Source organism: Rhodococcus sp. TAF43 (genome assembly GCF_052113525.1).
Lineage (GTDB): Bacteria > Actinomycetota > Actinomycetes > Mycobacteriales > Mycobacteriaceae > Prescottella.
Genome location: NZ_JBFRDL010000006.1, coordinates 1 through 23500, shown reverse-complemented (window position 1 = coordinate 23500; position 23500 = coordinate 1). Strand labels below are relative to the sequence as shown.

Below are 23500 nucleotides of genomic sequence, written 5' to 3'. Positions count from 1 at the left end.
GCCCGCCCGGTCACCGGGCGTTGCGGCGGGCCTTCAACGCCTGCGTGACCAGCGGGATCTGCAGGGGGAGCCGGGCCACCGCGGCGGCCTTCGCGGGCGCCGAGACACGGTCCGACCGCACCCAGCTGACGGCCATCTGCACGTTCGCGGGGAACACCGCGACGAACAGGGCGGCGGCGAGTGCGCCGCCGAGCCGGCGCGTCCGCGGCACCGCGAGCGCGGCGGCGGTCGCGAGTTCGGCCACGCCGGAGACGTAGGTGTAGGTGCGCGCCCGGCCCGGCAGCGCCGCGGGCACGATCGCGTCGAACGGCTGGGGCTTCGCGAAATGGAGGATCCCCGAGCCGAACAGGAGCGCGGCCAGGCGGATGGCGGGGGCTTGACCCGAACGGTCCCGGTTCGACGGCATACCGACACCCTGCCCGACCGGGCGCCGACCCGCCACCGCACGTTCGGGATTGCTCGGGATTGGCCGGGTTCTGGTGTGTCTTGCTGGGTTTTGCTTGGTTTTTGGCTGGCATTCCGCAATCCCGGCAACCGCGGCTAGGCTGCGATCCGATGTTCGACACCCAGAAGGCGATAGGAACGAGTGGATGCCCGGTAGGTTGAGTGCGCGTTTCCGGAACTCGGACACGCTGACGGATCGGCCGGACTTTGCACTCGTCGGCGTCCTCAAGGTGCCGGAGATGCAGACCAGTCCGGCCCGCGCCATCGCGCGCCGCGTGTCGTACGCCCTCGCAGCGCTGGCGCTCGCGGTGGTGGTGGTCTACATCGACCGGGACGGCTACAAGGACGCGCAGGAAAACCCCCTGTCGCTGCTGGACTGCATCTACTACGCGACGGTGTCCCTGTCCACCACGGGATACGGCGACATCACCCCGATCACCCCGGAAGCACGACTGATCAACGTCCTGGTCATCACGCCGCTCCGGATCTTCTTCCTCATCGTGCTGGTCGGTACCACCCTCTCGGCGCTCACCGAGAGTTCCCGCCAGACATTCAAGATTCAGCGTTGGAGGCATCGCGTGCGCAACCACACCGTCGTCGTCGGATTCGGCACCAAGGGCCGCACCGCCATCGACGCGATGCTCGGTGACGGCATCGTGCCGTCGGACATCGTGGTCGTCGACACCGATCAGGCCGTTCTGGACACCGCCGCCGGTCTCGGGCTGGTGACCGTGCACGGCTCCGCCACCAAGTCGGACGTCCTGCGGCTCGCCGGGGTGCAGAACGCCGCGTCGATCATCGTGGCCGCGAACCGCGACGACACCGCGGTGCTCGTCACGCTCACCGCCCGCGAGTTGGCGCCGAAGGCGAAGATCGTCGCGGCCATCCGCGAGACCGACAACGCCCACCTGCTGCGCCAGTCCGGTGCCGACTCGGTGGTGGTCTCGTCGGAGACGGCCGGCCGGTTGCTCGGTATCGCCCGCACCACCCCGAGTGTGGTGGAAATGGTCGAGGACCTGCTCACGCCCGAGGCCGGGTTCGCGATCGCCGAGCGCGAGGTCGAGCCCGAGGAGGTCGGCGGCTCGCCGCGGCACCTGTCGGACATCGTGCTCGGCGTGGTGCGCGACGGCCGCCTGCTGCGGGTCGGTTCGCCCGAGGTGGACGCCGTCGAGGCCGACGACCTTCTGCTCTACATCCGGCGCGTCGCCAACTGATCGTCCGGGTCGGATGCGGGTCGGATGCGGGTTGCTCGCGGGGCACCGCAGTAGGGTCTTTGCCGTGCCCGACTTCACACTGACCGAAACACCCCTGCTGTCCCGCGCGGCCGTCGACCGAGCCGAGGAATTGCGTTCGGACACCGACGCTTTGCGTGCCGACTGGGCGGATGCGTTGCTGCTGCGGGTGAACCACCGCGGCCAGTTCCGGGTGGCCGACGGCGACATGGTCCTGGAACCGGCGACCTCACTGGCGGCGGAACCGGTCGCGGGTGCAGTGTTCCTGGGACTGCGCGGTGACCGCCACGTGTGGGCGGTCCGCGTTCCGGCGATGACCGGTGAGCTGGGGGATCTGCGGATGCTCGGGCACCGTCTCGACCATTCCAGTGCCGGCCTGGCCACCACCGCTGTCGCGTTGCTGAACTGGCACGACCACGCCGGATTCAGTGCCATCGACGGCGCACCGACCACCCCGACGATGTCGGGATGGTCGCGGATCAGCAGCAGCACCGGGCACGAGGAGTTCCCGCGGACCGATCCCGCCGTGATCTGCCTCGTCCACGACGGCGCGGACCGGGTGCTGCTGGCACGCCAGCCCAGCTGGCCGCCGCGGATGTTCTCGGTCCTGGCAGGGTTCGTCGAGGCCGGGGAGTCGCTCGAGACGTGCGTGATCCGCGAGATCCGCGAAGAAGTCGGCGTCGAGGTTCACGACGTCCGCTACCTGGGCAGCCAGCCCTGGCCGTTCCCTCGGTCGGTGATGATCGGTTTCGCGGCCGTCGGCGACCCCGCCGCCGCGTTGACGTTCGCGGACGGCGAGATCGCCGAGGCCCACTGGTTCACCCGCGACCAGGTCCGGGCCGCGCTCGGTGCGGGCGACTGGGCATCCGGTGCCCGCGAGGCGTCCGATGCCGAACTGCTGCTGCCCGGGTCGATCTCGATCGCCCGGGTGATGGTCGAGTCCTGGGCGAAAGCCGACTAGAGCCCGAGGGCCTTCTTGACCTGCGAGAGCGACGGGTTGGTGTCGGTGCTGCCGTCCGCGTACTTGACGGTGGGGACGACGTGGTTGCCGCCGTTGACGCTGCCGACGAAGTCGGCGGACGCGGGATCGTGCTCGATGTCGATCTCGGTGTACGAGATGCCGTTCTCGTCGAGCTGCTTCTTGAGGCGACGGCAGTATCCACACCAGGTGGTCGAGTACATGGTCAGGGCGGGAGCTTCGGTAGTCACGGCGCCTATAACACCACGGTCGGTTCGGACTGTTCCCGTGCGGGCGCACGTCACATCCGAGCGGGTGAGATCGGCCCCTGTCGGTGCGCCCTGAGAGTATGGACGGCATGTCAGCGGATGCCTTCCCGGAAACTCGGCCCGACGAGGGTCTGGATCCGCAGCAGTCGGCCGCGGTCCTCGCGCCGCGCGGCCCGGTCTGCGTCCTCGCGGGAGCCGGCACCGGCAAGACCCGGACCATCACGCGGCGGATCGCGCATCTCGTCGCGGGCGGGCACGTGTCGGCGGGGCAGGTACTGGCGGTGACGTTCACTGCGCGTGCGGCCGGGGAGATGCGCGGACGCCTGCGCGCCCTCGGCATCGGGGGCGGGGGCCCGCAGGTGCAGGCCCGCACATTCCACGCTGCGGCCCTGCGCCAGCTCAAGTACTTCTGGCCGCAGGTGATCGGCGACACCGACTGGCAGCTCCTGGACCGCAAGTTCCAGATCGTCGGGCAGGCCGCGAGCCGGGCGGGACTGTCCACCAGCACCGAATCGATCCGCGACCTCGCGAGCGAGATCGAGTGGGCCAAGGGCTCGTTGGTGGCACCCGAGGACTACGCGGCGGCCGCCGCGCGTGCCCGACGCGACATTCCGGCCGACGCCGCCAAGGTCGCCTCGGTCTACACCGGCTACGAGGAACTCAAGGCCCGCAACTACGACGGCATGCTGCTCGACTTCGACGACCTGCTGCTGCACACCGCCGCCGCGCTCGAGGAGCACTCCGCGGTCGCGCAGGAGTTCCGGGACCGATACCGCTGCTTCGTCGTCGACGAGTACCAGGACGTGACACCGCTGCAGCAGCGCGTGCTCGACGCGTGGCTCGGCGACCGTGACGACCTCACCGTCGTCGGTGACGCGAACCAGACCATCTACTCCTTCACCGGCGCCACCCCGAAGTACCTGCTGGACTTCTCGCGTCGGTTCCCGGACGCCACCGTCGTCCGCCTCGAACGGGACTACCGGTCCACGCCGGAGGTCGTCGCGCTCGCCAACGGGGTCATCGGCGCCGCGCGCGGACGCATCGCCGGAACCCGGCTCCAACTGATCGGGCAGCGGCCGTCGGGGCCGGAGCCCACGTTCGCCGAGTACGACGACGAGCCCGCCGAGGCCGCCGCGGTGGCACGGCAGATCAAGAAGCTCATCGAGAAGGGTGTCGAGCCGGCGGAGATCGCGGTGCTGTACCGGATCAACGCGCAGTCGGAGGTTCACGAGCAGGCGCTCACCGAGCTGGGAATCCCCTACCAGGTGCGCGGCGGCGAAGGATTCTTCACCCGCCAGGAGGTGCGTCAGGCGATCAGTGCGCTCCGTCAGGTGGCGGGCCGCGACGATCTGCCCGACGGCGCCGATACCGGCGAATCGCTGGTGACCCTGGTGCGGGCGGTACTCGTCCCGTTGGGTCTCACCGACGAGGAACCCGCCGGTGTGCAGGCGCGGGAGCGGTGGGGATCGCTCACCGCGCTGGTGGCGCTCACCGAGGAACAGCTCGCGCACGACCCGCAGCTCACGCTCGGTGGGCTGCTGACCGAGCTTGCGGCGCGCGCCGAGTCCCGGCACCCACCGGTCGTGCAGGGCGTGACGCTGGCCTCGCTGCACGCCGCGAAGGGCCTCGAATGGGACGCGGTGTTCCTGGTCGGGCTCACCGAGGGCACCCTGCCGATCGCGCACGTCCTCGGCGACTCCAAGTCGCCCGACGACGAGGCCGGGGTGGAGGAGGAGCGGCGCCTGCTCTACGTGGGTGTGACGCGCCCGCGGGAGCATCTGGCGTTGTCGTGGGCGCTGGCCCGCAACGAGGGCGGACGCAAGTCGCGCCGGCGCTCGCGGTTCCTGCACGGACTGATCCCGGACGACTCTCCGGCCTCGAAGGTCGCCGCCCCGCCGCCGTCCCGCAAGCAGCGTCCGCGCTGCCGGGTGTGCGGCAAGCAGCTGATGGGGACCACGTCCACCATGCTGGGACGCTGCGAGGCGTGCCCGTCGAACCTGGACTTCGAGCTGTTCGAGGCGCTCAAGGACTGGCGCCGGGAGAAGTCGCGCGAGCTGAAGGTTCCCGCGTACGTGGTGTTCAGCGACAACACGCTGACGGCGATCGCCGAGCAGCAGCCGAAGGACGATCAGGCCCTCGTCGCGATCCCTGGGATCGGGGCCAAGAAGCTCGAACGGTTCGGCGAGGAGGTCCTCGCGGTGGTCCGCGGCGAGCGCCCGGCGCCGGCGCTGGATCTGACATGACGGCTACGTCGCGGTAAAACCGCAGGTCAAAAATAACTTGTGTGGTCTGTTCGGGTTGCATACTCTGGACTGCACGCCACGGGGAGACTCGTGTGCGGTGACAATGTCGGCAACGAGATGAAAGGGAGGTGGCAACGATGAACGACTGGAACGCAACTGCGGCACGTGCATCGGTGCCCGCATTCGCATGCGCATACCTCCCCGCAGCCGAAGAGGCCGCCGCGAGGTACGCGGCGAGCGCACCGCACGCCATCCGTCTGCGCGCAGCAGAGATCCGCGCAGCAGCACGTGCAGCAGCAGCCCCCGCATCCGTGTCCAGGAGCAGGCACCGAACTCTCGTTCGGTAGGCACTCCCGCCCTTCCTCCCGAGGCCACGGATCGCACAGCGAACCGTGGCCTTCGTGTTTCGAGCTTCATCGCTCCAGGCCTTCGCCCGCGGTTCGCGAAACCCCGACAGCCGGCACCAGCCGCGAACGAAATACGCGAACGAAACAGAGGAGAAGACGTGTCTACCGTGACATGCCGAGTACAGACCGAGAACAGCACCGTTTCGAACGGATTGTCAGTCGTCGGCTCGGCACTCCGGGAGCAGTTGCCCTGCCGAGTCGGGAACCCCGACCTGTGGTTCGCCGAGACACCCGCCGACCTGGAGCAGGCCAAGTCGCTGTGCGCGCAGTGCCCGATCCGCAGCCGGTGCCTGAGCGCGGCGCTCGACCGTGCCGAGCCGTGGGGTGTCTGGGGCGGTGAGATCTTCGATCAGGGAGTCGTCATCGCACGCAAGAGGCCACGAGGTCGGCCACGGAAGAGCCCGACGCCCGGGAAGACCCTGGTGTGTGCCTGACAGCGAGCAACGACCGTGCCCGTGGGCATCCATCTCCGGATGCCCACGGGCACGGTCGGAGGCGCAGCAGTCTCGGGTATCGGGGCCTACGCGCCGTCGAGGCTCTCGGTGAGATCGTCGACAGGGGCGTTTCCAGGATCGTCGGTGAACCCGGGCAGCCATCGGGTGAGGATCGCCATGTACGGCGCGTAGGCGTCCAGCTGTGCGCAGATGCCGACGGAGCCGAGTAGCACCCGGAAGATCATCACGTACTCGGCCGGCAGGTTGAGCGCCCGGGCGGTGCGGAACTGTGCACTCGAGAAGTCCGTCGCGGTTCCGGCGGCCTTCTGCAGCCAGGCGCGGGTGAAGTGGAACGACTCGGTGCGGATCGGGTCGGTGAACGGGCGCAGGTAGTCGGCGATCTCCTGATCGGTGACGGTGCGTCCGGGTAGCACGAAACCGTTGTCGCGCAACAGTTCCGTGAGTTCGTCGAACTGCTCGTTCAGTGACAGGCGCACCATCCGGCCCAGCACCGGCGGCAGCCCTTCCGGCATCGGCGCGGTGGCGCCGAAGTCGATGATCCCGAGACGTCCGTCGTCGTGCAGCATGAAGTTGCCGGGGTGCGGATCGCAGTGCAGCAGTCCGACGCGGGCGGGGGAGACGAAGTGGAACTCCGCGAGCAGCGCGCCCGCGGTGTTGCGCTGCTCGGTGGTGCCGCTGCTGATGATCGCCGACAGCGGGGTCGCGGCCATCCACTCGGTGACGACCACCTTCGGCGCGCTGGCCACCACGTGCGGCACCACGAACTTCGGGTCGCCGTCGAACACCTTCGCGAACGCGCGCTGGTTGTCGGCCTCGATGCGGTAGTCCAGTTCCTCCTCGGTGCGGGCGCTGAGCTCGTCGAGGACCGGCTTGATGTCGGTACCCGGCATCACCGAGGTGAACAGGCCCGCGAACCGGGACAGCGTCTTCAGGTCGGCGCGCAGGGCCTCGTCGGCACCCGGGTACTGGACCTTGACCGCCACCTCGCGACCGTCCGACCACACGGCGCGGTGGACCTGGCCGATGCTGGCGGACGCGGTGGGGGTGTCGTCGAACTCGGCGAACCGCTCGCGCCACTTGGTGCCCAGTTGCTGGTCCAGCACCCGGTGCACCTGCTTCGCGGGCAGCGGGGGCGCCTCGGCCTGCAGCTTGGTGAGTGCCTCGCGGTACGGCTCCGCGAACTCCTCGGGGATCGCGGCCTCCATCACGCTGAGCGCCTGCCCGAGCTTCATCGCGCCGCCCTTGAGCTCGCCGAGCACCGTGAACAGCTGCTCGGCGGCCTTCGCGGTCAGCTGCGCGTCGATCTCGTCCTTGTCGCCTCCGGCGAGCCTTCGGCCGAAGCCCATCGCGGCCCGTCCGGCGATACCCAGCGGAATGCTCGCGAGCTTGGCGGTGCGGGCGGAGCTTCTGCGGGGAATGTCGGGCACCAGACCATCATGGCCGAAGATTCGGGGGTTCGTCCAAGAACATTGCCGAACGTGAGCATCCACACCGCGGGTTCCGTGGCCACGGCCGGACCGAGAATCGGTGGCTGACCAGGTCGATCTCCAGGGTCGCGTCGAGGCTCGCGGGCACCGGGTGGGACGCGCCCGACAGCGCGAGCTCCAGCTGCCCGAGGGCGACGGCGGCGGTGGCCATGACGGTTGCCGGGCTCGCGTGCCCGACCCGGCCCAGCAGTTGCGCCGCCACGTGCGGCCATTCCTCGTCGGCGGCGCAGCGGGTGAGGTCGGCGCACCGCAGGCAGCTGGTGCTGCCCGGCAGGACCAGAGGCCCCACCACGCCCCGGCCGTCGCGCAGCCGCACCTGCAGGTGCGGGATGCGGGCGTCGAGGAGCGCCTCCACCAGGCGCGGGTCGGCGATGAGATCGTCGGTGAGGACCACACACGTGCAGTTCCACCGCGTGACGTCGGTGTCGGCGGTGAAGTGGGTGGATCGGGACACCCGGGCCCGGCCCGACCCCAGGCCGGTGGCGATCGTGTCCGCGAGCGGGCCGCGCCCGTGGACGCGGATGGCCGGGGGCGCGTCCTCACGGGGGACCGAGGCCCGGAGCAGCCCGGCGTCGTCGAGCTCTGCGAGCAGCATCGACATGTCGGTGGGCGTGATGCCGTGCTCGACGGCGCGCCACACGACGTTGGGGCGGGAGGTGCGGCCGTCGAGCAGGTGGAGCACGGCGACGAGCGCCGACGGCTCGACCGATTCGGGTGGGGTGAGGATCAGCGCGGTGTCGGGGTCCCAGCCGATCTGGATGCGGCCGCTGGGACGGATCACGATGGGCAGCCGCGGATCGAGTGCGGGTCGGCTGGTGCGCGCGACGGATACGCGTGTCATGTGGGGGACGATCTCACCTCCGGGCCCGCCGAACACCCGCACGGGACGCGTTGTCCACAGGTCTGCACGCAGGTTGACGTGGGGTTTCGGGTGCCGGCGCGGATTCGTCCGAAATGCGCCGACGGCGGTGTCGGAGCGGGCCGCTAGCGTGGTGCCCCGTGACTGGGCCAGCGAGTATCGACGGCGACCTGCCGGAGGTCGAGATCCGGCGCAGCGCCCGCCGACGACGGACGGTGAGCGCGCGCCGCGAGGGCGACAAGGTGGTCGTGCTGRTGCCGACCGGGCTGTCGAAGAGGGCCGAGGCCGACCTGGTCGCGGAGATGCTCGGAAAGCTCGAGCGCGCCGACCGCCGTGCCGCGGCGCGGGCCGAACGCAGCGACGTCGAGCTGACCGAGCGGTGCGCCCGGCTGTCCGCGCGGTGGCTGGGCGGCGCCGCGGCCCCGGTCTCGGTGCGCTGGGTGCCGTCGATGAAGACCCGGTGGGCGTCGTGCACGCCCACCGACGGCACCATCCGGGTCAGCGAGTTGCTGCGGACGGTGCCGTCGTACGTCCTGGACTATGTGCTGGTCCACGAACTGGTACACCTGTACGTGGCGGGCGGGCACAACGACCGGTTCTGGAGCGAGGTGCGCCGCTACCCGCGTACGGAGCGCGCGATGGGCTACCTGGAGGCGTACGCCGTCGTCACCCGGCAGCCGGGTCTGGTGGACGTCGTCGACGACTGCGCAGCCGCCGACGACATCGCGAGCCCTACAGGTTAGGAGTCGCCCTCGGTATCGGTGGTGCCGGTGCCGCTCTCACGGTTCTTCTCTTCCCGCTCACGGGCCTCGGTCTGCTCGAGCTGCGCGATAGGGTCGTGGAAGGTGCCCGAGTCGCCGCCGAGGATCCGGTCGACGAACGCGGCGGGGTTGTCGAGGTCCGAGGAGTCGGGCAACAGGTCCGGGTGCGCCCACACGCCGTCGCGGGCGTCGACGCCGGTGTCGGCAGTGAGTCGACGCCACAGCTGCGCGGCCTCGCGCACCTTGCGGGGCCGCAGTTCGAGTCCGACCAGGGTTGCGAACGTCTGCTCGGCCGGCCCGCCGGTGGCGCGGCGACGGCGCAGGGTCTCGGTGAGGGCGGCGACGCCGGGGAGCCGTTCCCCGAGAGCCTCGGTGACGACGGTCTCCACCCAGCCCTCGACCAGCGCGAGCAGCGTCTYGAGACGTTCGAGTGCCTGCTTCTGCTCGGGCGTGGTCTGCGGCTCGAAGGCGCCCTGCTGCAGGATCTTCTCGATCTGCGACGGGTCGGTCAGCGCGGACGGGTCGAGGCCCTGTGCGGCCTCCTCGATCGCGGAGAAGTCCATCTTGATGCCGCGCGCGTAGTCCTCGACGGTGGCGAGCAGACGCTGCCGCAGCCACGGCACGTGCGCGTAGAGGCGCTGGTAGGCGGCCTCGCGGGCGGCGATGAAGACGAGCACCTCGCGGTGCGGCTGCTCGAGACCCTCGCTGAACGCCTCGATCGCGGCGGGTAGCAGCGCGCCGGTCCCTGCGGGGCCGAGGGGCAACCCGATGTCCGTGGAGGTGAGAACCTCCTTCGACAGCTGGCCCAGTGCCTGACCGAGCTGCGAGCCGAACGTGAGTCCGCCCATCTGGGTGAGCATCCCGGCCATCGGGCCGATCATGTTGCGGGCTTCCTCGGGCAGACCCTGGACCCACATGCCGGAGACCTGCTCGGCGACGGGGTCGCACAGGCGCTTCCACGTGTCGAGGGTGCCGTCGAGCCAGTCGTTGGGCGTCCATGCGACGGTCCGGGTGGCGCCGGCCGGCAGCGTCGTGGCGCCGTCCAGCCAGAGCTCGGCGAGGCGGGAGGCGTCGGCGACGGCCGACGCGGTGCCCTCGGTGATGGGGGTGATCGTGCCCATCTGCTGGCGCGCGAGGTTCTTCGCGATGTCGTAGTTGACGGGACCGGTCTGGCCGGTGCCCATCGCGCTGCCCATGCCGCTGAGCATCTGGCCGAACTGGCTGAGCATCTGGCCGAGCGCGGCCGGATCGAAACCACCACCGCCGGGTCCGCCGGCGGCGCCGAAGGCGCTCGGATCGAAGCCGAACGGCATCCCTCCCGGTCCACCCTGACCCCCGCCTTGTTCGCGGCCCGTCGGATCCTTCTTGTGGTCCGGGTCGTCGTCGGAGTTGGAGAAGCCAAAGGGCAGATCGCTCATAGTTCAACGGTACAAGGCGCGACCGCGCATGGCCCGTACGGAGATCACGCTCACGGCGAACACCGCCGAGGGTTCCGAGGGTCGTCACCGCAGGCGCTCTATCCTGGGCCTGGTGAACCGACGGATCGTAACCCTGCTGGCAGCGTTGACCCCGGTCGTGGCGCTGGGAGTCCTCGGGACGACGGTGAAGGTGCCGTTCGTCGCGCTCGGTCCCGGCCCGACGTTCAACACGCTCGGCGAGGTGGACGACGAACCGGTGGTCGACATCGAGGGCACCGCGGTGGACCCCACCAGCGGAAACCTCAACATGACGACGGTCGCGGTGCGCGACAAGCTCACGTTGTTCGACGCGCTCGGCCTGTGGGCGAGCGGACGTCAGGGGCTGGTGCCGCGCGAGGAGGTGTACCCGCCGCAGAAGTCGAAGGACGAGGTGCAGGAGGAGAACGCCGCGCAGTTCGCCAACTCCGAGAACGCCGCCGAACTGGCGGCGCTGCGGTACCTGAACCTGCCGGTCGCGGTGGAGATCGGGACGGTCGGCCCGAACGGGCCGGCCGCCGGTGTGCTGCGTGAGGGCGACGTGGTGCTGCGCGTCGGCGCTACCCCGGTCGACACCGTGCAGGGACTGCAGGACGCGGTCGGCGCCGCCGGGCCCGGAACCACCGTCGACATCACGTACGTGCGCGACGGAGTGGAGACCACGACGCCGGTCACGCTCGGGTCCAAGCCGCAGGCCGACGGAGCTTCCGCCGAGGACGCGAACCGCGGCTATCTCGGCGTCGGTGCCAAGGAGGTGCCGAACGTGCCGTTCACGATCGACTTCAACCTCGCCGACATCGGTGGCCCCTCGGCCGGTCTGATGTTCAGCCTCGCCGTCGTCGACAAGCTCAGCCCCGGCGAACTCAACGGCGGCAAGTTCGTCGCCGGTACCGGCACGATCGACCCCGACGGCGACGTGGGACCGATCGGCGGCATCCCGTACAAGCTGACCGCGGCCGAGGAGGCGGGCGCGACGACGTTCCTGGTCCCCGCCAAGAACTGCGACGAGGCTCTCGCGAACAAGCCGGACGGGCTGACGCTGGTGAAGGTCGAGACCCTGAGCGGTGCCATCGACGCCCTCGCCGCGATCAACACCGGCGGCACCGCCCCGAGCTGCTGAGTGGCCCGGCGGCGCGGCTCGGGCGGCCTGGACTGTCCAGCCCGTTCAGGCCGCTCGATCCTCGTTAATCCTCGGTGGCGTCGAGCGTCGCGTACAGCGCGCCGACCAGGTTCGGTGCCAGGTTGTCGTAGGTGAGCAGCTCGATGCCCTCGTACGGGTCGCTGTCCTCGTCCGGGCGCATCTGGAGCAGCGCCAGCGACGGACCGTCGCGCAGGACAGCGGCGATCAGCCGGGCCTCGCGGCGCTCCGGATGGGATTCGGCGGCTGCCCGCGCGGCCGCGTCGGCGGCGTGCCGGTCGGCGAGTAGCGGCGTGAGCGCATCGTCGAGGTCGGACTCGGCGTCGGGCGGCAGGACGATGATCTCCTGGACCAGGGCGCAGCCGACCACCTCCGACGGCCAGCTGGTCGTGGCGAGGAACTCGTCGAGTGCGGGGGAGCCGCCTTCGACGTCGTCGGGCAGTGCGGCCTGCTCGATCGGCGTCAGTTCGGCGCCGTCGGCGAGCTGATCGAGCAGCGCGGGCTCGGCCGCGGCGACCAGTGCGGTGGGGACGATCGCGAACATCGTGGGCGGCTGACCCCAGCCGCCGGCGTCGACGAACTCCACCACTTCCTGCACACATCGGCTCAAAGACTCGCTGGACAGGCTCACATTCGCGCCGTTCCCGGGGAAGTGATCCCCGTAGAACCCGCCATCGCTATCGATCACGTCCTTATCCTTGCACCATGGCGTAACGGAGGCGCGGCTCGGTCGCTGGCGCGACATGGCCGGTCGGTTACGTAGAGTGGGACGAAACGGTCACTCCCAGGTGACGCTGGACGGTGCCATTGGCTGCGGCGCGAAGGCGTCGCCGGATTGTTGGGAGAGTGGCAAGTGGGCATGCGGCCCCCCGCCGGTTTACCTTCGTTGTCGAAACGCACACGTGTGCTGCTGGTTCTGGCGTTGGTCGCCGCAGCACTGTTGCTGGTCGGCCCTCGATTCATCGACATCTATACCGACTGGCTGTGGTTCGGTGAGGTCGACTTCCGGACTGTGTTCAGCAAGGTACTGATCACCCGGATCGCGTTGTTCCTGATCGTCGGGCTGGTCGTCGGCGCGATCGTGTGGCTGGCGTTGCTGCTGGCCTACCGGTCCCGGCCGATGTTCCTGCCCTCGCCGGGCGCGAACGATCCCGTGGCGCGGTACCGCACTGCGGTGATGACCCGCCAGAAGCTGTTCGGGATCGGCATTCCGGTCGTGATCGGCCTGTTCGCGGGTCTGGTCGGGCAGGCGAGCTGGTCGACCGTGCAGATGTTCTTCAACGGCTCCTCGTTCGGGATCACCGACCCGCAGTTCGGCAAGGACATCGGGTTCTACGCGTTCGACCTGCCGTTCTACCAGTTCGTCCTGAACTGGTTGTTCGTTGCGGTGGTCATCGCGTTCTTCGCGAGCCTGGTGACGCACTACATCTTCGGCGGGCTGCGGCTCAGCGGCCGTCAGGGCGCGCTGACGCGGTCGGCGCGGGTGCAGTTGGCGGTCCTCGCGGGCACCTTCGTGCTGCTCAAGGCGGTGTCGTACTGGTTCGACCGGTACGCGCTGCTCTCCAGTAGTCGTAAGGAGCCCACGTTCACCGGTGCCGGTTACACCGACATCAACGCGGTCCTGCCGGCCAAACTGATCCTGATGGCGATCGCGATCATCTGTGCCATCGCGTTCTTCGCGGCGATCTTCCTGCGCGACCTGCGCATCCCGGCGATGGCAGTGGTGTTGCTGGTGTTCTCGTCGATCCTGGTCGGTGCGGTGTACCCGCTGATCGTCGAGCAGTTCTCGGTCAAGCCGAACGCGGCCGACAAGGAACGCGCGTACATCGAACGGAACATCGCGGCCACCCGGCAGGCGTACGGGATCACCGACGAGACCGTCGAATACGTGCCCTACCCGGGCTCGACGAAGAAGCAGCCCAAGGACGTGCCGGCGGACGTCACGACGATCGCGAACACGCGTCTGCTCGACCCCAACGTCCTCTCGCCCACGTTCACCGCGCAGCAGCAGTTGAAGAACTTCTACGGATTCCCGAAGTCCCTCAACATCGACCGCTACGAGATGAACGGTGAGCTGCGTGACTTCGTGGTCGCGGCGCGTGAGCTGTCCCCGTCGAGTCTGCAGGGCAACCAGACAGACTGGATCAACAAGCACACCGTCTACACGCACGGCAACGGCTTCGTCGCGGCCTACGCCAACCAGGTGACGGCGGTCAGCGGTGACACCCAGAACAACACCGGCGGCTACCCGATCTACAGCGTCAGCGACCTGGAGACCAAGCCGGCGGACCCGGCGCTCGAGGTCGAGAACCCTCGCACCTATTACGGCCCGGTCATCGCGTCGTCGGATGCGGACTACGCGATCGTCGGTGGCGCGCCCGGCAGCGCGCCGCGCGAATACGACACCGACTCGCAGAAGTACACCTACACCGGTGAGGGCGGCGTCGGGATCGGTAACTGGTTCAACCGGCTTGCCTTCGCTGCCAAGTACACCGAGCGCAACATCCTGTTCTCCGGTGCCATCGGGTCGGATTCGAAGATCATCTACAACCGCGACCCGGCGGAGCGCGTCAACAAGGTGGCGCCGTGGCTCACCACGGACGGCACCGTGTACCCGGCCGTGGTGAACGGGCGCATGCAGTGGATCGTCGACGGGTACACCACGCTCGACAACTACCCGTACGCGCAGCGTTCGTCGCTCGAGGGATTGGTGCAGGACAGCACCAACCAGGCAACGGGACGGATGCTGCCGAAGAAGGAGGTCTCGTACATCCGGAATTCGGTGAAGGCGACCGTCGACGCGTACGACGGCACCGTCACGCTGTACCAGGTGGACGACCAGGACCCGGTGCTCAAGGCGTGGATGGGGGTGTTCCCGGACTCGGTGCAGCCCAAGTCCGCGGTCACCGACGACCTGCGTGCGCACTTCCGCTACCCCGAGGATCTGTTCAAGGTCCAGCGCGAGATGCTCGCGAAGTACCACGTGGACGATCCGGGCGAGTTCTTCAGTAACAACGCGTTCTGGTCGGTGCCCAGTGATCCGACGGTGGATACCGACAAGAACCAGCCGCCGTACTACGTGCTGTCCGGCAACCCGGATACCGCGAAGCCGCAGTTCGTGCTGACCAGCCCGATGGTGGGCTACCAGCGTGAGTTGCTGTCCGCCTATATCTCGGTGCAGTCGGACCCGGAGAACTACGGCAAGTTCCGGGTGTTGCAGTTGCCGACGAACACCCAGACACAGGGCCCACAGCAGGCGCAGTCGGCGATGACGTCGGATCCGCGAGTGGCGAGCGAACTGTCGCTGCTCAAGCAGTCCAACAAGCTCATCTACGGCAACCTGCTGACGCTGCCGATCGCGGACGGCGGCATCCTGTACGTCGAACCGCTGTACACGCAGCGCAACTCGGCCAATGCCTTCCCGCAGTTGGCGCGCGTCCTGGTCAGTTTCACCGACACGACGGGCATCCGGGTCGGCTACGCGCCGACGCTGGCGGAGGCCCTGGATCAGGTGTTCGGCTCCGGGACCGGGAACGTGGCCACGGCGCCGAGCGGCGAACAGGGTCCGTCCCAGCCGGAACAGAACGGGCAGACTGCCCCGACCACGCCGACGCCGGCACCGCCGCAGGGCGGCCAGGCCCCGAACAAGGAGGCCGCGGTCGCGGAACTGGATGCGGCGCTGAAGAATCTGCAGACTGCGCAGCAGGGCGGCGACTTCAAGGCCTACGGTGACGCGCTCGACCGGCTGCAGAAGGCTGTTCAGGACTACCAGACGGCCGGTCGCTGATCGGTAGATCCCGACCCGAGACGAGCTGAAGGGACCCTTCGTGCGCTGCGAGCGCGCGAAGGGTCCCTTCAGCTTGCGGGCCTAGTTGGTGAGCGCGGCCTTCACGTCGGCGATGGTGCTGCCGTGCTGATCGAGGAGCTGCTGGAACTGGTCGGCGTAGCCGTGCTGGGCGGCGGTGTCGCCGGCGACCTGCAGGGCCTGGTCCACGTATCCGGCGGCGGCGACGCGCCACTCCGCGGGCACCTGGCCGACGACGGCGGGGGCCGGGACGGGCTCGGCGATCGGTGCGGGTGCGGGTGCCGGAGCGGGCTCGGGGGCGGCCTCGGTCAGGTACTGGCCGCAGGTGGGCCAGGCGCCGGGGCCCTGCGAGGCGAGGGTGTTCTCGGCGACGCGGATCTGCTCTTCCTTGGACGCGTTGTGCGGTGAGCCGGTGCCGCCGTTGGCGGTCCAGGTGCTCTGCGAGAACTGCAGGCCGCCGGAGTAGCCGTTGCCGGTGTGGATGGCCCAGTTGCCGCCGCTCTCGCACTGCGCGACGCCGTCCCAGTTGTGGGTGGCGGCGGAGGCGGTGCCGGTCGACAGGCCGAACGGGACGGCGACGAGGGCGCCGGTCATGGCGGCCCAGCCGAGGGCGCGCTTACTGAAGCTGACGTTGGTCATGCGGGGTGGATCCTCTCCTGCGCCGACGCGAGCGGCCTGCGGGCGACGTGGTCGTCTTCCCGGGCGTGCGATCTTTCGCGTCCCTGCCCCTCGAAGGGTTTGGTTGTGTCCGATCCCGCGGGGGCAGAGCTGGCAGCGGCGGGTCGGTCCTCCACTCGAACATCACGAGCTGATCACGAACGTACGTCAGTGATCCGCGGCCGGTCACCTCGATGAAACGGGCCGGTCGACCCGTTTCCCGGCCGGCGGTCGGCGCGTTTCCGCAGGTCGTGACGGCCCGTTGCCGTATCGCGGCCGGAGCGTTACATGCGCGTTATGTGAGATGGATTACCGGGTTTTCGTGAACTGCGTCACGACCGCGGGTGCAATCTCGGATTGCCGGACACTCGATTCGGTCCTGCCGCAGGCGATTTGCCTTCCGTTCCCCGGCTCGTGTAACTTCGTTCATGCAACGCGGGGTGGAGCAGCTCGGTAGCTCGCTGGGCTCATAACCCAGAGGTCGCAGGTTCAAATCCTGTCCCCGCTACCAATGAAGAACCCCCGTCCGGATTCTGGACGGGGGTTCTTCGCTTTTGTGTGTCCCGGAGTGTTACTCGGGCTCGACTTCCATCTCGATCAGCACCCGGCGCAGAAGCTTGCCGGTGGCGTTGCGGGGCAACTCCTCGATGAAGACGACGTCGCGCGGCACCTTGTAGCGGGCCAGGTTCGACTTCACGTGCGTGCGGATCTCGCTCGCGTCCCGCGCCGACGACGCCGCGGGCACGACGAACGCGCGCAGGCGGTGGCCGAACTCGTCGTCCTCGACGCCGATCACCGCGGCCTCGAGGACGTCGGGGCGTTCGGTGATGAGGTTCTCCACCTCGAGCGGGTACACGTTTTCGCCGCCGGAGACGATCATGTCGTCGTCGCGGCCGTCGACGAACAGCAGGCCGTCGCGGTCGAAGTGCCCGACGTCTCCGGTGGAGAGCATGCCGTCGATGCGCTGCTTGTCGCGGCCGTCGGTGTAGCCCTCGAAGCTCAGTCCGCTCTTGGCGAAGATGCGGCCGACGACGTCGGGTTCGGTGATCTTGTTGCCGTCGTCGTCGATCAGCGCGATGTGGCAGGTGGCCGGCACGCGTCCGGCGGTGCCGGGCGCGCGCTCGAGGTCGTCGGGGGTGGCGATGGTGACGGCGGCGACCTCGGTGGAGCCGTAGAAGTTGTAGAGCACCTTCCCGAACGCCTGTTGGGTGCGGATGGACAGGTCGGGGGCGATGGCCGAACCGGCCGCGAAGATCACCTTCAGTGAGGAGGTGTCGTACTTCGAGAGCACCTCAGGGCCGAGATCGATGATCCGCTGCAGCATGGTCGGCACCAGCACCATGGTGTCGGCGTGGTGTTCGGCGAGCAGGCGGACGGTGGTCTCGGGGTCGAAGCGACGCTGCATGACGACGGTGTTCTCGAGTGCCAGGCCCAGGCCCAGTTGCGAGATGCCGGTGCCGTGGAATGCGGGCGCGGTCATCAGCATGGTCTGCTTGGGGCGCAACGGGATTCGATCGAGGAACTGTGCGGTGACGAACGGTGACGTGCGCCCGCGGGGCGCGCCCTTGGGGGTGCCCGTTGTTCCGCTGGTGAGCAGGATGAAGACGCCGTGGTCCTTCGGCGCGGGCACCGGTTCGGTGGACTGCCCGGCGATGAGGGCGTCGAGGGCGCGCAGCGGTGTCTCGGCCGGGGGAGTGGGCGGCGCCTGGTCCACCCACGACAGGAACGGGGTGACGTCGGAGGGCAGCGCGTCGGCGATGTCGGCGAACTCGCTGTCGAAGACGAAGTGGTGCACGCCCTCCCTCGCCGCGACGTCGACCAGTTGGGGGCGGGCGAAGCCGGTGTTCATCATGACCAGACGCACCCCGCTCTTCGCCGCGGCGAGCATCGTGAGGATGAGGCCGCGGTGGTTGCGGCACATGGCGCCGACGCAGGAGCCGACGCCGATGCCCTCGGCCTGCCATGCCCGAACCAGCGCGTTGGACTGTTCCTCGAGTTGCCGGTACGTGAGTGGACCGCGTTCGTCGATGATCGCGACGCGACCGTGGCCCTGGGCGGCGTGGGCGTGGACGGATCCCGCGAACGGCCCGTACTTGCTGACGGCCAACAGCACTCCGACGCCCTCGTCGACGCGTGGGAACGGGATGAGGCCGGAGCGCGCCATCACCCGCACCGCGCTGAGTGTGTCGGTGATCTTCGTCAGTGCGTCCTGCATGGTTACCCCCAAAGAGCGACGTCGGTCTACCTGTGGGCAGCCCCAGCCTAATGGTGATGCACATCACAGTGGGGTGATTGGTCCGGTGCGCTGCTCCCGACGTGTGTACTAGCCGCTGTAGTAGGCGCTAATCTCTCGGGGTGAATTCCCGGACCGATGGTGTCGCGCGCACGCGCGGCATGTTCGTCGGATCGGCGTCCGGCGCGGTCAGTATCGCCGCGCACGGACTCGGCGGCGGGGTCGCCGTCCCCAGTGAGCAGGCAGTGGTGCTACTCCTGGCCGGCAGCGCCGTGGTGGGTGCGATCACCGCGTCGGCACGAACCGTGGGGCATCCGTTGCTGTTCCTCGGTGCTGTGCTCGCGGCCGGTCAGGGCATCGGGCACCTCACGCTCACTCTGGCATCCGACCACGGTCACGGTCTGCACCTGACGCCGCAGATGCTCGCCGCGCACGCGGCGGCCACGGTGGTCGGCGCGATGCTGATCCGGGCCGCCGAGCGCGCGCTGCTGGGCGTGATCACGTCGGTGCTGCGCATCGTCGTCGCGGTGCTGTCGGCGCCGCCCGTCCCGGACGTCCGACGGTGGACGCCCACCGTCGTCCGTCGTCTCGACCCCACGATCGGTTGGATCACCCGGTCGGCCGGCGGCACACGGGGACCTCCGGCTCTTTCCCGGTAGCCGCCGCGCGCACCCTCGCGTGCCCGCGTCGGCTCTCACCTTCACCGCTGTCCACGCCCGGTCACCTCTCGTGCCGGGCGTGATCGGCGTGTCTTTCTCGGCGCCACCTCCGGAGACCCGCGTGAACCGCGTGGTCCGCGTGCGCCGAACCGAAACCTCTTCAGGGAAAGAGCCTTTGTGATGAATGCTCCCGAGAGCGTGGGGATCACCCCTGCGCATCTTCCGAACGATCCGTCCGCCGAGTCCGACTCGAAGGACTCGTCGCCGCCGGGTGCGCTGCGCCGGCTGGTCCTGCGGCTGCACTTCTACGCCGGCATCCTGGTGGCGCCGTTCCTGATCGTCGCCGCCGTCAGCGGTGGTCTGTACGCCGTCGCTCCCACTCTCGAGCAGTTCGTCTACCGCGACTACCTGCACGTCGAGACGACCGGACCGGCCGCACCGGTCAGCGACCAAGTCGAGGCGGCCCGGGCGCAGCGGCCCGATCTGGCGGTGTCGGCGGTCCGCCCGGCCGTCGAGTCAGGGGACACCACCCGGGTGTTGTTCACCGATCCCACGCTGGGCGAGTCGGAGCGGCTGGCGGTCTTCGTGGATCCGGTCACCGCGCGGCCGGTCGGCGAACTAGTCGTCTACGGCAGCAGTAGCGCCCTGCCGATGCGGACGTGGATCTCGCAGCTGCACCGGCACCTGCACCTCGGTGAGCCGGGTCGCATCTACAGCGAACTGGCGGCGTCGTGGCTGTGGGTGATCGCCCTCGGCGGGGTCTACCTGTGGGTGCGGCGGTACCGGACGGCGCGGGCGCGAGCCGGCGCGGCCACACCCCGGCTGTGGACGGTGAAACACGGTGCACGCGGCCGCAATCGCGCACTCGGCTGGCACGGCGCGATCGGGTTGTGGATCGCGGTGGGCCTGGTGTTCCTGTCCGCGACCGGTCTGACCTGGTCGAAGTACGCCGGTGAGCACGTCACCGACCTGCGCACCTCGCTCGGTTGGACCACTCCGTCGGTGTCGAAGAAGCTGGGCGCCACCGACACTGCGCCGGCAGGTGGGCACGACGGCCATGGCGGGCACGAGGCCCCCGCTGCGGGGAGCGGCATGCTGGACGCCAACGTCGGACGGCTCGACGACGTGCTCGCGGTCGCCGCGGGCGCGGGCGTGACGGGCGCGGTGGAGGCGTCCATCCCGTCCGCGCCGGACACCGCGTTCACCGTCGCGCAGACGCGGCAGCCGTGGCAGTTCGCCACCGACGTGGTGGCCGTCGATGGTGCCACCGGCCAGATCACCGACACCTCCCGGTTCGCTGACTGGCCCTTGGCCGCGAAGCTCACCTTCTGGGGCATCGGGGTGCACATGGGCATCCTGTTCGGGCTGCTGAATCAGATCGTGCTGGTGGCGTTGGCGGCGGCGCTGCTCGTGATGATCGTGCTCGGGTACACGATGTGGTGGCGGCGCCGACCGACGCGAGGTGCGCAGCGGTGGGGTCGGCCGCCGACCCGTGGCGCCGTCCGCGGCCTGCATCCGGCAGCCGCGGCCGCGCTGGTGGCGTGCACCGTACTCGTCGGATGGTTCGTGCCGCTGCTGGGGCTGAGCCTGATCGGATTCGTGGCCGTCGATATCGTCGTCGTCGTGTTTCAACGCAGACGAGCATCGACCGGCGTGACCGAATGAGCGAGGATCTGTCGCTGCTGCGGCGTGAGTTGTCCATGATCGAGGCGCGGGTCGCGCGCGAGGTCGATCCGCGCGGGCGCGGACCGTTCATCGCGGCCGCCGTGATGATCCTGCTGATTGCGCTCGCCGCGCCGCAGGTCGACGGATTGCGGGCGTGGAACGTGCTCGCCGGCGGGCATGACGAGGTCGCGGCGCTGGCTCGGCTGTTCACCTGGTTCGTGGTGGTGTTCGGGATCGGGGTGTCCGCGCTGGCGGCGTGGACCCGTCGCTGGGTCTTCGCGTGGGTCGCGATGGCCGGCGTGACGGTCGGGACCGCCCTGGGGGTGTTGATGTACTGGTCGCAGCACAGCGTCCGCGACGCCCACACCGGCAGCCTCGGCTACGGCCTGCTCGTCGAGTGGGCAGCGATGGCGGTGCTGGCGGTGCTGTGGATTCCGGTGGTGGCCGGACGGAGCAACCTGCTGGAGCGGTGAGTGAAAAGCGCGGACCCCGTCGCCGTCGGGCGGCGGGGTCCGCGCTTTCGTTGTGCCGGAACCACTCCTGATCGGACCTCGAGCTGGGACACTGCAGCTGCGGACCCGGCGTCGGAAGGCGAGGTGATCGGTGATGGAAATCGGTCGGATGGTGTGGCCATCGGTGCGGCTCGACGAGGTGGTCGAGCGGGTGGCGCGGGTGGAGGCCGACGGGCTGGCGGCGGCGTGGGTGCCGCAGATCTTCGGGTGGGATGCGCTGACCGTCCTGGCGCTGGCGGGGGAACGGACATCGTCGATCCGGTTGGGGACCGCGGTACTGCCCACGCATCCGACGCATCCGCTGCTGCTGGCCGCGTCGGCGCTGACGACGCAGGCCGCGGTCGGTGGGCGGCTGCAGCTCGGCCTCGGGGTCTCGCACCGCTTCATCGTCGAGGACGTGTGGGGTTTGAGCTTCGAGCGTCCGGTGCAGTGGGCACGCGACTATCTGGCGGCGCTGATCCCGTCACTGCGCGGGGAACGGACGCAGTTCGACGGTGTCCGGCTCCGGGCCGAGTTGCCGCGCCCGCTGGACACTTTCGACACTCCGGCGCCGCCGGTGTTGCTCGCGGCGCTCGGCCCGGCGATGCTGCGACTGGCCGGCGAACACGCCGACGGGACGGTGACGCTGATGACCGGGATCCGCACCGTGGCCGAGCACATCGTGCCGACCATCAGCGTGGCCGCGGCCGCCGCGGGCCGACCCGCGCCGCGGATCGTGGTGGGCCTGCCGATCTGTGTGACTGCCGACGTCGATGCGGCGCGGCAGCGGTGCCGGGAGGGGTTCGCCGCCTACACGAACACCCCGTCGTACCGGGCGATGCTCGACAAGGAGGGCGCCGCTGATCCGGCCGACGTCGCGCTGATCGGTTCGCGCGGTGAGGTTTCCGATCGGTTGCGTGCCTTCCACGACGCCGGGGCGACCGAGTTCATGGCGTGGGTCTTCGGGGACGACAACGAACAGGCGGAAACAGGGTCGTGTCTACGGGAGTACGTCGGCGCGTAGGACCGGATCGACTGCGCACGGCTCGTGCCCTCGGTATGTTCCGGTGATCCGTGATCACCCCGACTGTGTCTGTCTGAAAGGAACTCTCGCATGATCGTCAATCTTCTGACCGGTTCGGTGGGCTCGATGGAGTCCTTCATGGGCTTCACGTACATGGGGTCCGCGCTGTTCGGGACCGAGGGGTCGTAACTCCCGCCCGAACGGCAGAGATCCCCCGCCGCCCAGGCGGCGGGGGATCGAAACACCAACCGGGCGTGGCTACTCCGACTCGGCCGATCTGCTGCCGGCCGGCTCAGGGCGGGGCGACTGCGTGCCCGCGATGGCCGCGAGTTTCTTGCTCAGGTCCGCACCGACCTTCGCTATGTACGGTTCGTCGACGATCTGGATGTGGTCGCAGTCGACGTGGACGATCTCGAGACTCTGCACGGCCTCGCCTCAGCCGCCGTCGGGTCGCCGCGTCCGGAAGGCGGGCTCGAGTGCGATCTGGTCGTCGAGATAGGTGTTGGCCATGTAGAGCACCACGTCGCCGTCGTAGGTTTCGAAGTCGGTGCTGGGAACGGCCCGGTTGTCGAGCCACGACGTGCGCTGGTGTTCGATGATGCCGCTGGGGATCGTGGTGCCGCTCAGCTTGAGCAGGTCCATGAGGATCCCGATCTGTTCCTCGTCGCTGCCGGCGGCGGCCAGCTTGTCGTAGGGCAACGGCGCGTCGAGGTTGTAGGTCTTCTTCGCGAACGCGGCGTAGCGCTGCCAGCGGGCCCGGATCTCGTCGGGAGTGTTCTCGACCTTCTCGCCGGGCATGACGGTGTCGATCAGTCCGACGATCCGCACGTCGGCGCCATCCTGTCGAAGCTGTTTCGCCACGGCATACGCCAGTGCTCCGCCGAAGGACCAGCCGTACAGCACGTACGGGCCGTCGCCCTGCATCTGCCTGAGGAGTGGCGCATACACCTTGGCGCGCTCCTCGAGCGGGCCCTCGACCCGCTCCAGGCCGAAAATCGGGGTGTCCGCGGGCAGACGCTTGAGCAGCGGCTCGTACGCCACCGTCGAACCACCCGCCGGATGGAACACGAACACCGGCACCGCATCCGAACCCTCGGCGCGAGGACGCAGCGTGCGCACCAGACCGTCGATCTTCAGACCGTCCTCGAGATGCTGACGCACCGTCTCGGCCAACTGCTCGATGGTCTCGGCGTCGAGGACGTCGTCGACGGTGATCTCGCCACCGGACCGCTCGCTCAGACGGGCCGCCAACTTCTCGG

Annotated in this window: 19 protein-coding genes, 1 tRNA gene and 1 pseudogene; 12 read left to right on the top strand and 9 right to left on the bottom strand. The window is 69.3% G+C overall.

What is annotated here, in order from left to right; translation table 11 throughout:
* Positions 1-10 precede the first annotated feature (10 nt).
* Positions 11-406, bottom strand: coding sequence for a DoxX family protein (locus AB4Z09_RS05945; protein ID WP_442239350.1), 396 nt, complete (start codon positions 404-406; stop codon positions 11-13).
* Positions 407-590: 184 nt separating this feature from the next.
* Between AB4Z09_RS05945 and AB4Z09_RS05940 the strand changes: the two genes are divergently transcribed.
* The gene (locus AB4Z09_RS05940; RefSeq protein WP_114721983.1) at positions 591-1658 is read left to right on the top strand and encodes a potassium channel family protein; all 1068 of its coding nucleotides are present in this window, start codon (positions 591-593) and stop codon (positions 1656-1658) included.
* A gap of 13 nt (positions 1659-1671) precedes the next feature.
* A complete protein-coding gene (nudC, locus tag AB4Z09_RS05935) occupies positions 1672-2637 on the top strand; it encodes an NAD(+) diphosphatase (protein WP_441346777.1) in 966 nt (321 codons plus the stop codon).
* On the opposite strand, the gene AB4Z09_RS05930 is transcribed toward nudC, so the two are convergent.
* A complete protein-coding gene (locus AB4Z09_RS05930; protein ID WP_114721985.1) occupies positions 2634-2858 on the bottom strand; it encodes a mycoredoxin in 225 nt (74 codons plus the stop codon). The genes nudC and AB4Z09_RS05930 overlap by 4 nt on opposite strands.
* Positions 2859-2983: 125 nt before the next feature.
* Here AB4Z09_RS05930 and AB4Z09_RS05925 point away from each other — a divergent pair, with 125 nt between their 5' ends.
* The gene (locus AB4Z09_RS05925) at positions 2984-5146 is read left to right on the top strand and encodes an ATP-dependent DNA helicase UvrD2 (RefSeq protein WP_442239349.1); all 2163 of its coding nucleotides are present in this window, start codon (positions 2984-2986) and stop codon (positions 5144-5146) included.
* Positions 5147-5651: 505 nt separating this feature from the next.
* Positions 5652-5987, top strand: coding sequence for a WhiB family transcriptional regulator (locus tag AB4Z09_RS05920; protein WP_397484712.1), 336 nt, complete (start codon positions 5652-5654; stop codon positions 5985-5987).
* An 86-nt stretch (positions 5988-6073) separates the two neighbouring features.
* On the opposite strand, the gene AB4Z09_RS05915 is transcribed toward AB4Z09_RS05920, so the two are convergent.
* Both AB4Z09_RS05915 and AB4Z09_RS05910 read right to left on the bottom strand, forming a co-directional pair.
* Positions 6074-7435 (bottom strand): ABC1 kinase family protein, encoded by a 1362-nt coding sequence (locus AB4Z09_RS05915; protein ID WP_114721987.1) that lies wholly within the window; start codon positions 7433-7435, stop codon positions 6074-6076.
* A 7-nt stretch (positions 7436-7442) separates the two neighbouring features.
* Entirely contained in the window at positions 7443-8336 is an 894-nt protein-coding gene (locus AB4Z09_RS05910; protein WP_174911856.1) for a hypothetical protein, read from the bottom strand.
* Between the two features lie 158 nt (positions 8337-8494).
* Here AB4Z09_RS05910 and AB4Z09_RS05905 point away from each other — a divergent pair, with 158 nt between their 5' ends.
* The gene (locus tag AB4Z09_RS05905) at positions 8495-9097 is read left to right on the top strand and encodes a M48 metallopeptidase family protein (RefSeq protein ID WP_442239348.1); all 603 of its coding nucleotides are present in this window, start codon (positions 8495-8497) and stop codon (positions 9095-9097) included.
* On the opposite strand, the gene AB4Z09_RS05900 is transcribed toward AB4Z09_RS05905, so the two are convergent.
* Complete coding sequence (locus tag AB4Z09_RS05900; protein WP_442239347.1) at positions 9094-10533, bottom strand: zinc-dependent metalloprotease; 1440 nt, start codon at positions 10531-10533, stop codon at positions 9094-9096. The two genes, AB4Z09_RS05905 and AB4Z09_RS05900, sit on opposite strands and share 4 nt — an antisense overlap.
* Before the next feature lie 112 nt (positions 10534-10645).
* Between AB4Z09_RS05900 and AB4Z09_RS05895 the strand changes: the two genes are divergently transcribed.
* Positions 10646-11689: a YlbL family protein gene (locus tag AB4Z09_RS05895; RefSeq protein ID WP_442239346.1), complete on the top strand. Its 1044-nt coding sequence runs from the start codon at positions 10646-10648 to the stop codon at positions 11687-11689.
* 64 nt (positions 11690-11753) lie between these two features.
* Here the strand turns inward: AB4Z09_RS05895 and AB4Z09_RS05890 are convergent, their stop codons facing one another.
* Positions 11754-12338: a PPA1309 family protein gene (locus AB4Z09_RS05890; RefSeq protein ID WP_258557888.1), complete on the bottom strand. Its 585-nt coding sequence runs from the start codon at positions 12336-12338 to the stop codon at positions 11754-11756.
* A 228-nt stretch (positions 12339-12566) separates the two neighbouring features.
* On the opposite strand from AB4Z09_RS05890, the gene AB4Z09_RS05885 reads away from it, so the two are divergent.
* A complete protein-coding gene (locus tag AB4Z09_RS05885) occupies positions 12567-15494 on the top strand; it encodes a UPF0182 family protein (RefSeq protein WP_442239345.1) in 2928 nt (975 codons plus the stop codon).
* 81 nt (positions 15495-15575) lie between these two features.
* Here AB4Z09_RS05885 and AB4Z09_RS05880 read toward each other — a convergent pair whose 3' ends face one another.
* Positions 15576-16151 (bottom strand): transglycosylase family protein, encoded by a 576-nt coding sequence (locus AB4Z09_RS05880; protein WP_114721993.1) that lies wholly within the window; start codon positions 16149-16151, stop codon positions 15576-15578.
* Between the two features lie 452 nt (positions 16152-16603).
* On the opposite strand from AB4Z09_RS05880, the gene AB4Z09_RS05875 reads away from it, so the two are divergent.
* Positions 16604-16680 (top strand) — tRNA-Met (locus tag AB4Z09_RS05875).
* Between the two features lie 60 nt (positions 16681-16740).
* On the opposite strand, the gene AB4Z09_RS05870 is transcribed toward AB4Z09_RS05875, so the two are convergent.
* The gene (locus AB4Z09_RS05870) at positions 16741-18384 is read right to left on the bottom strand and encodes an acyl-CoA synthetase (protein WP_442239344.1); all 1644 of its coding nucleotides are present in this window, start codon (positions 18382-18384) and stop codon (positions 16741-16743) included.
* Between the two features lie 140 nt (positions 18385-18524).
* On the opposite strand from AB4Z09_RS05870, the gene AB4Z09_RS05865 reads away from it, so the two are divergent.
* The 4 genes from AB4Z09_RS05865 to AB4Z09_RS05850 all read left to right on the top strand — a co-directional run bounded on the left by AB4Z09_RS05865 (position 18525) and on the right by AB4Z09_RS05850 (position 22241).
* Positions 18525-19061, top strand: coding sequence for a hypothetical protein (locus AB4Z09_RS05865; protein ID WP_442239343.1), 537 nt, complete (start codon positions 18525-18527; stop codon positions 19059-19061).
* A 180-nt stretch (positions 19062-19241) separates the two neighbouring features.
* The gene (locus AB4Z09_RS05860) at positions 19242-20726 is read left to right on the top strand and encodes a PepSY-associated TM helix domain-containing protein (RefSeq protein ID WP_174911836.1); all 1485 of its coding nucleotides are present in this window, start codon (positions 19242-19244) and stop codon (positions 20724-20726) included.
* Positions 20723-21199, top strand: coding sequence for an Rv2732c family membrane protein (locus AB4Z09_RS05855; RefSeq protein WP_114721997.1), 477 nt, complete (start codon positions 20723-20725; stop codon positions 21197-21199). The genes AB4Z09_RS05860 and AB4Z09_RS05855 overlap by 4 nt, the downstream gene beginning before the upstream one ends.
* Before the next feature lie 133 nt (positions 21200-21332).
* A complete protein-coding gene (locus tag AB4Z09_RS05850) occupies positions 21333-22241 on the top strand; it encodes a TIGR03564 family F420-dependent LLM class oxidoreductase (RefSeq protein WP_442239342.1) in 909 nt (302 codons plus the stop codon).
* A 258-nt stretch (positions 22242-22499) separates the two neighbouring features.
* Here the strand turns inward: AB4Z09_RS05850 and AB4Z09_RS05845 are convergent.
* A pseudogene (locus AB4Z09_RS05845) lies at positions 22500-23500 on the bottom strand (thioesterase domain-containing protein); the annotation flags it as partial.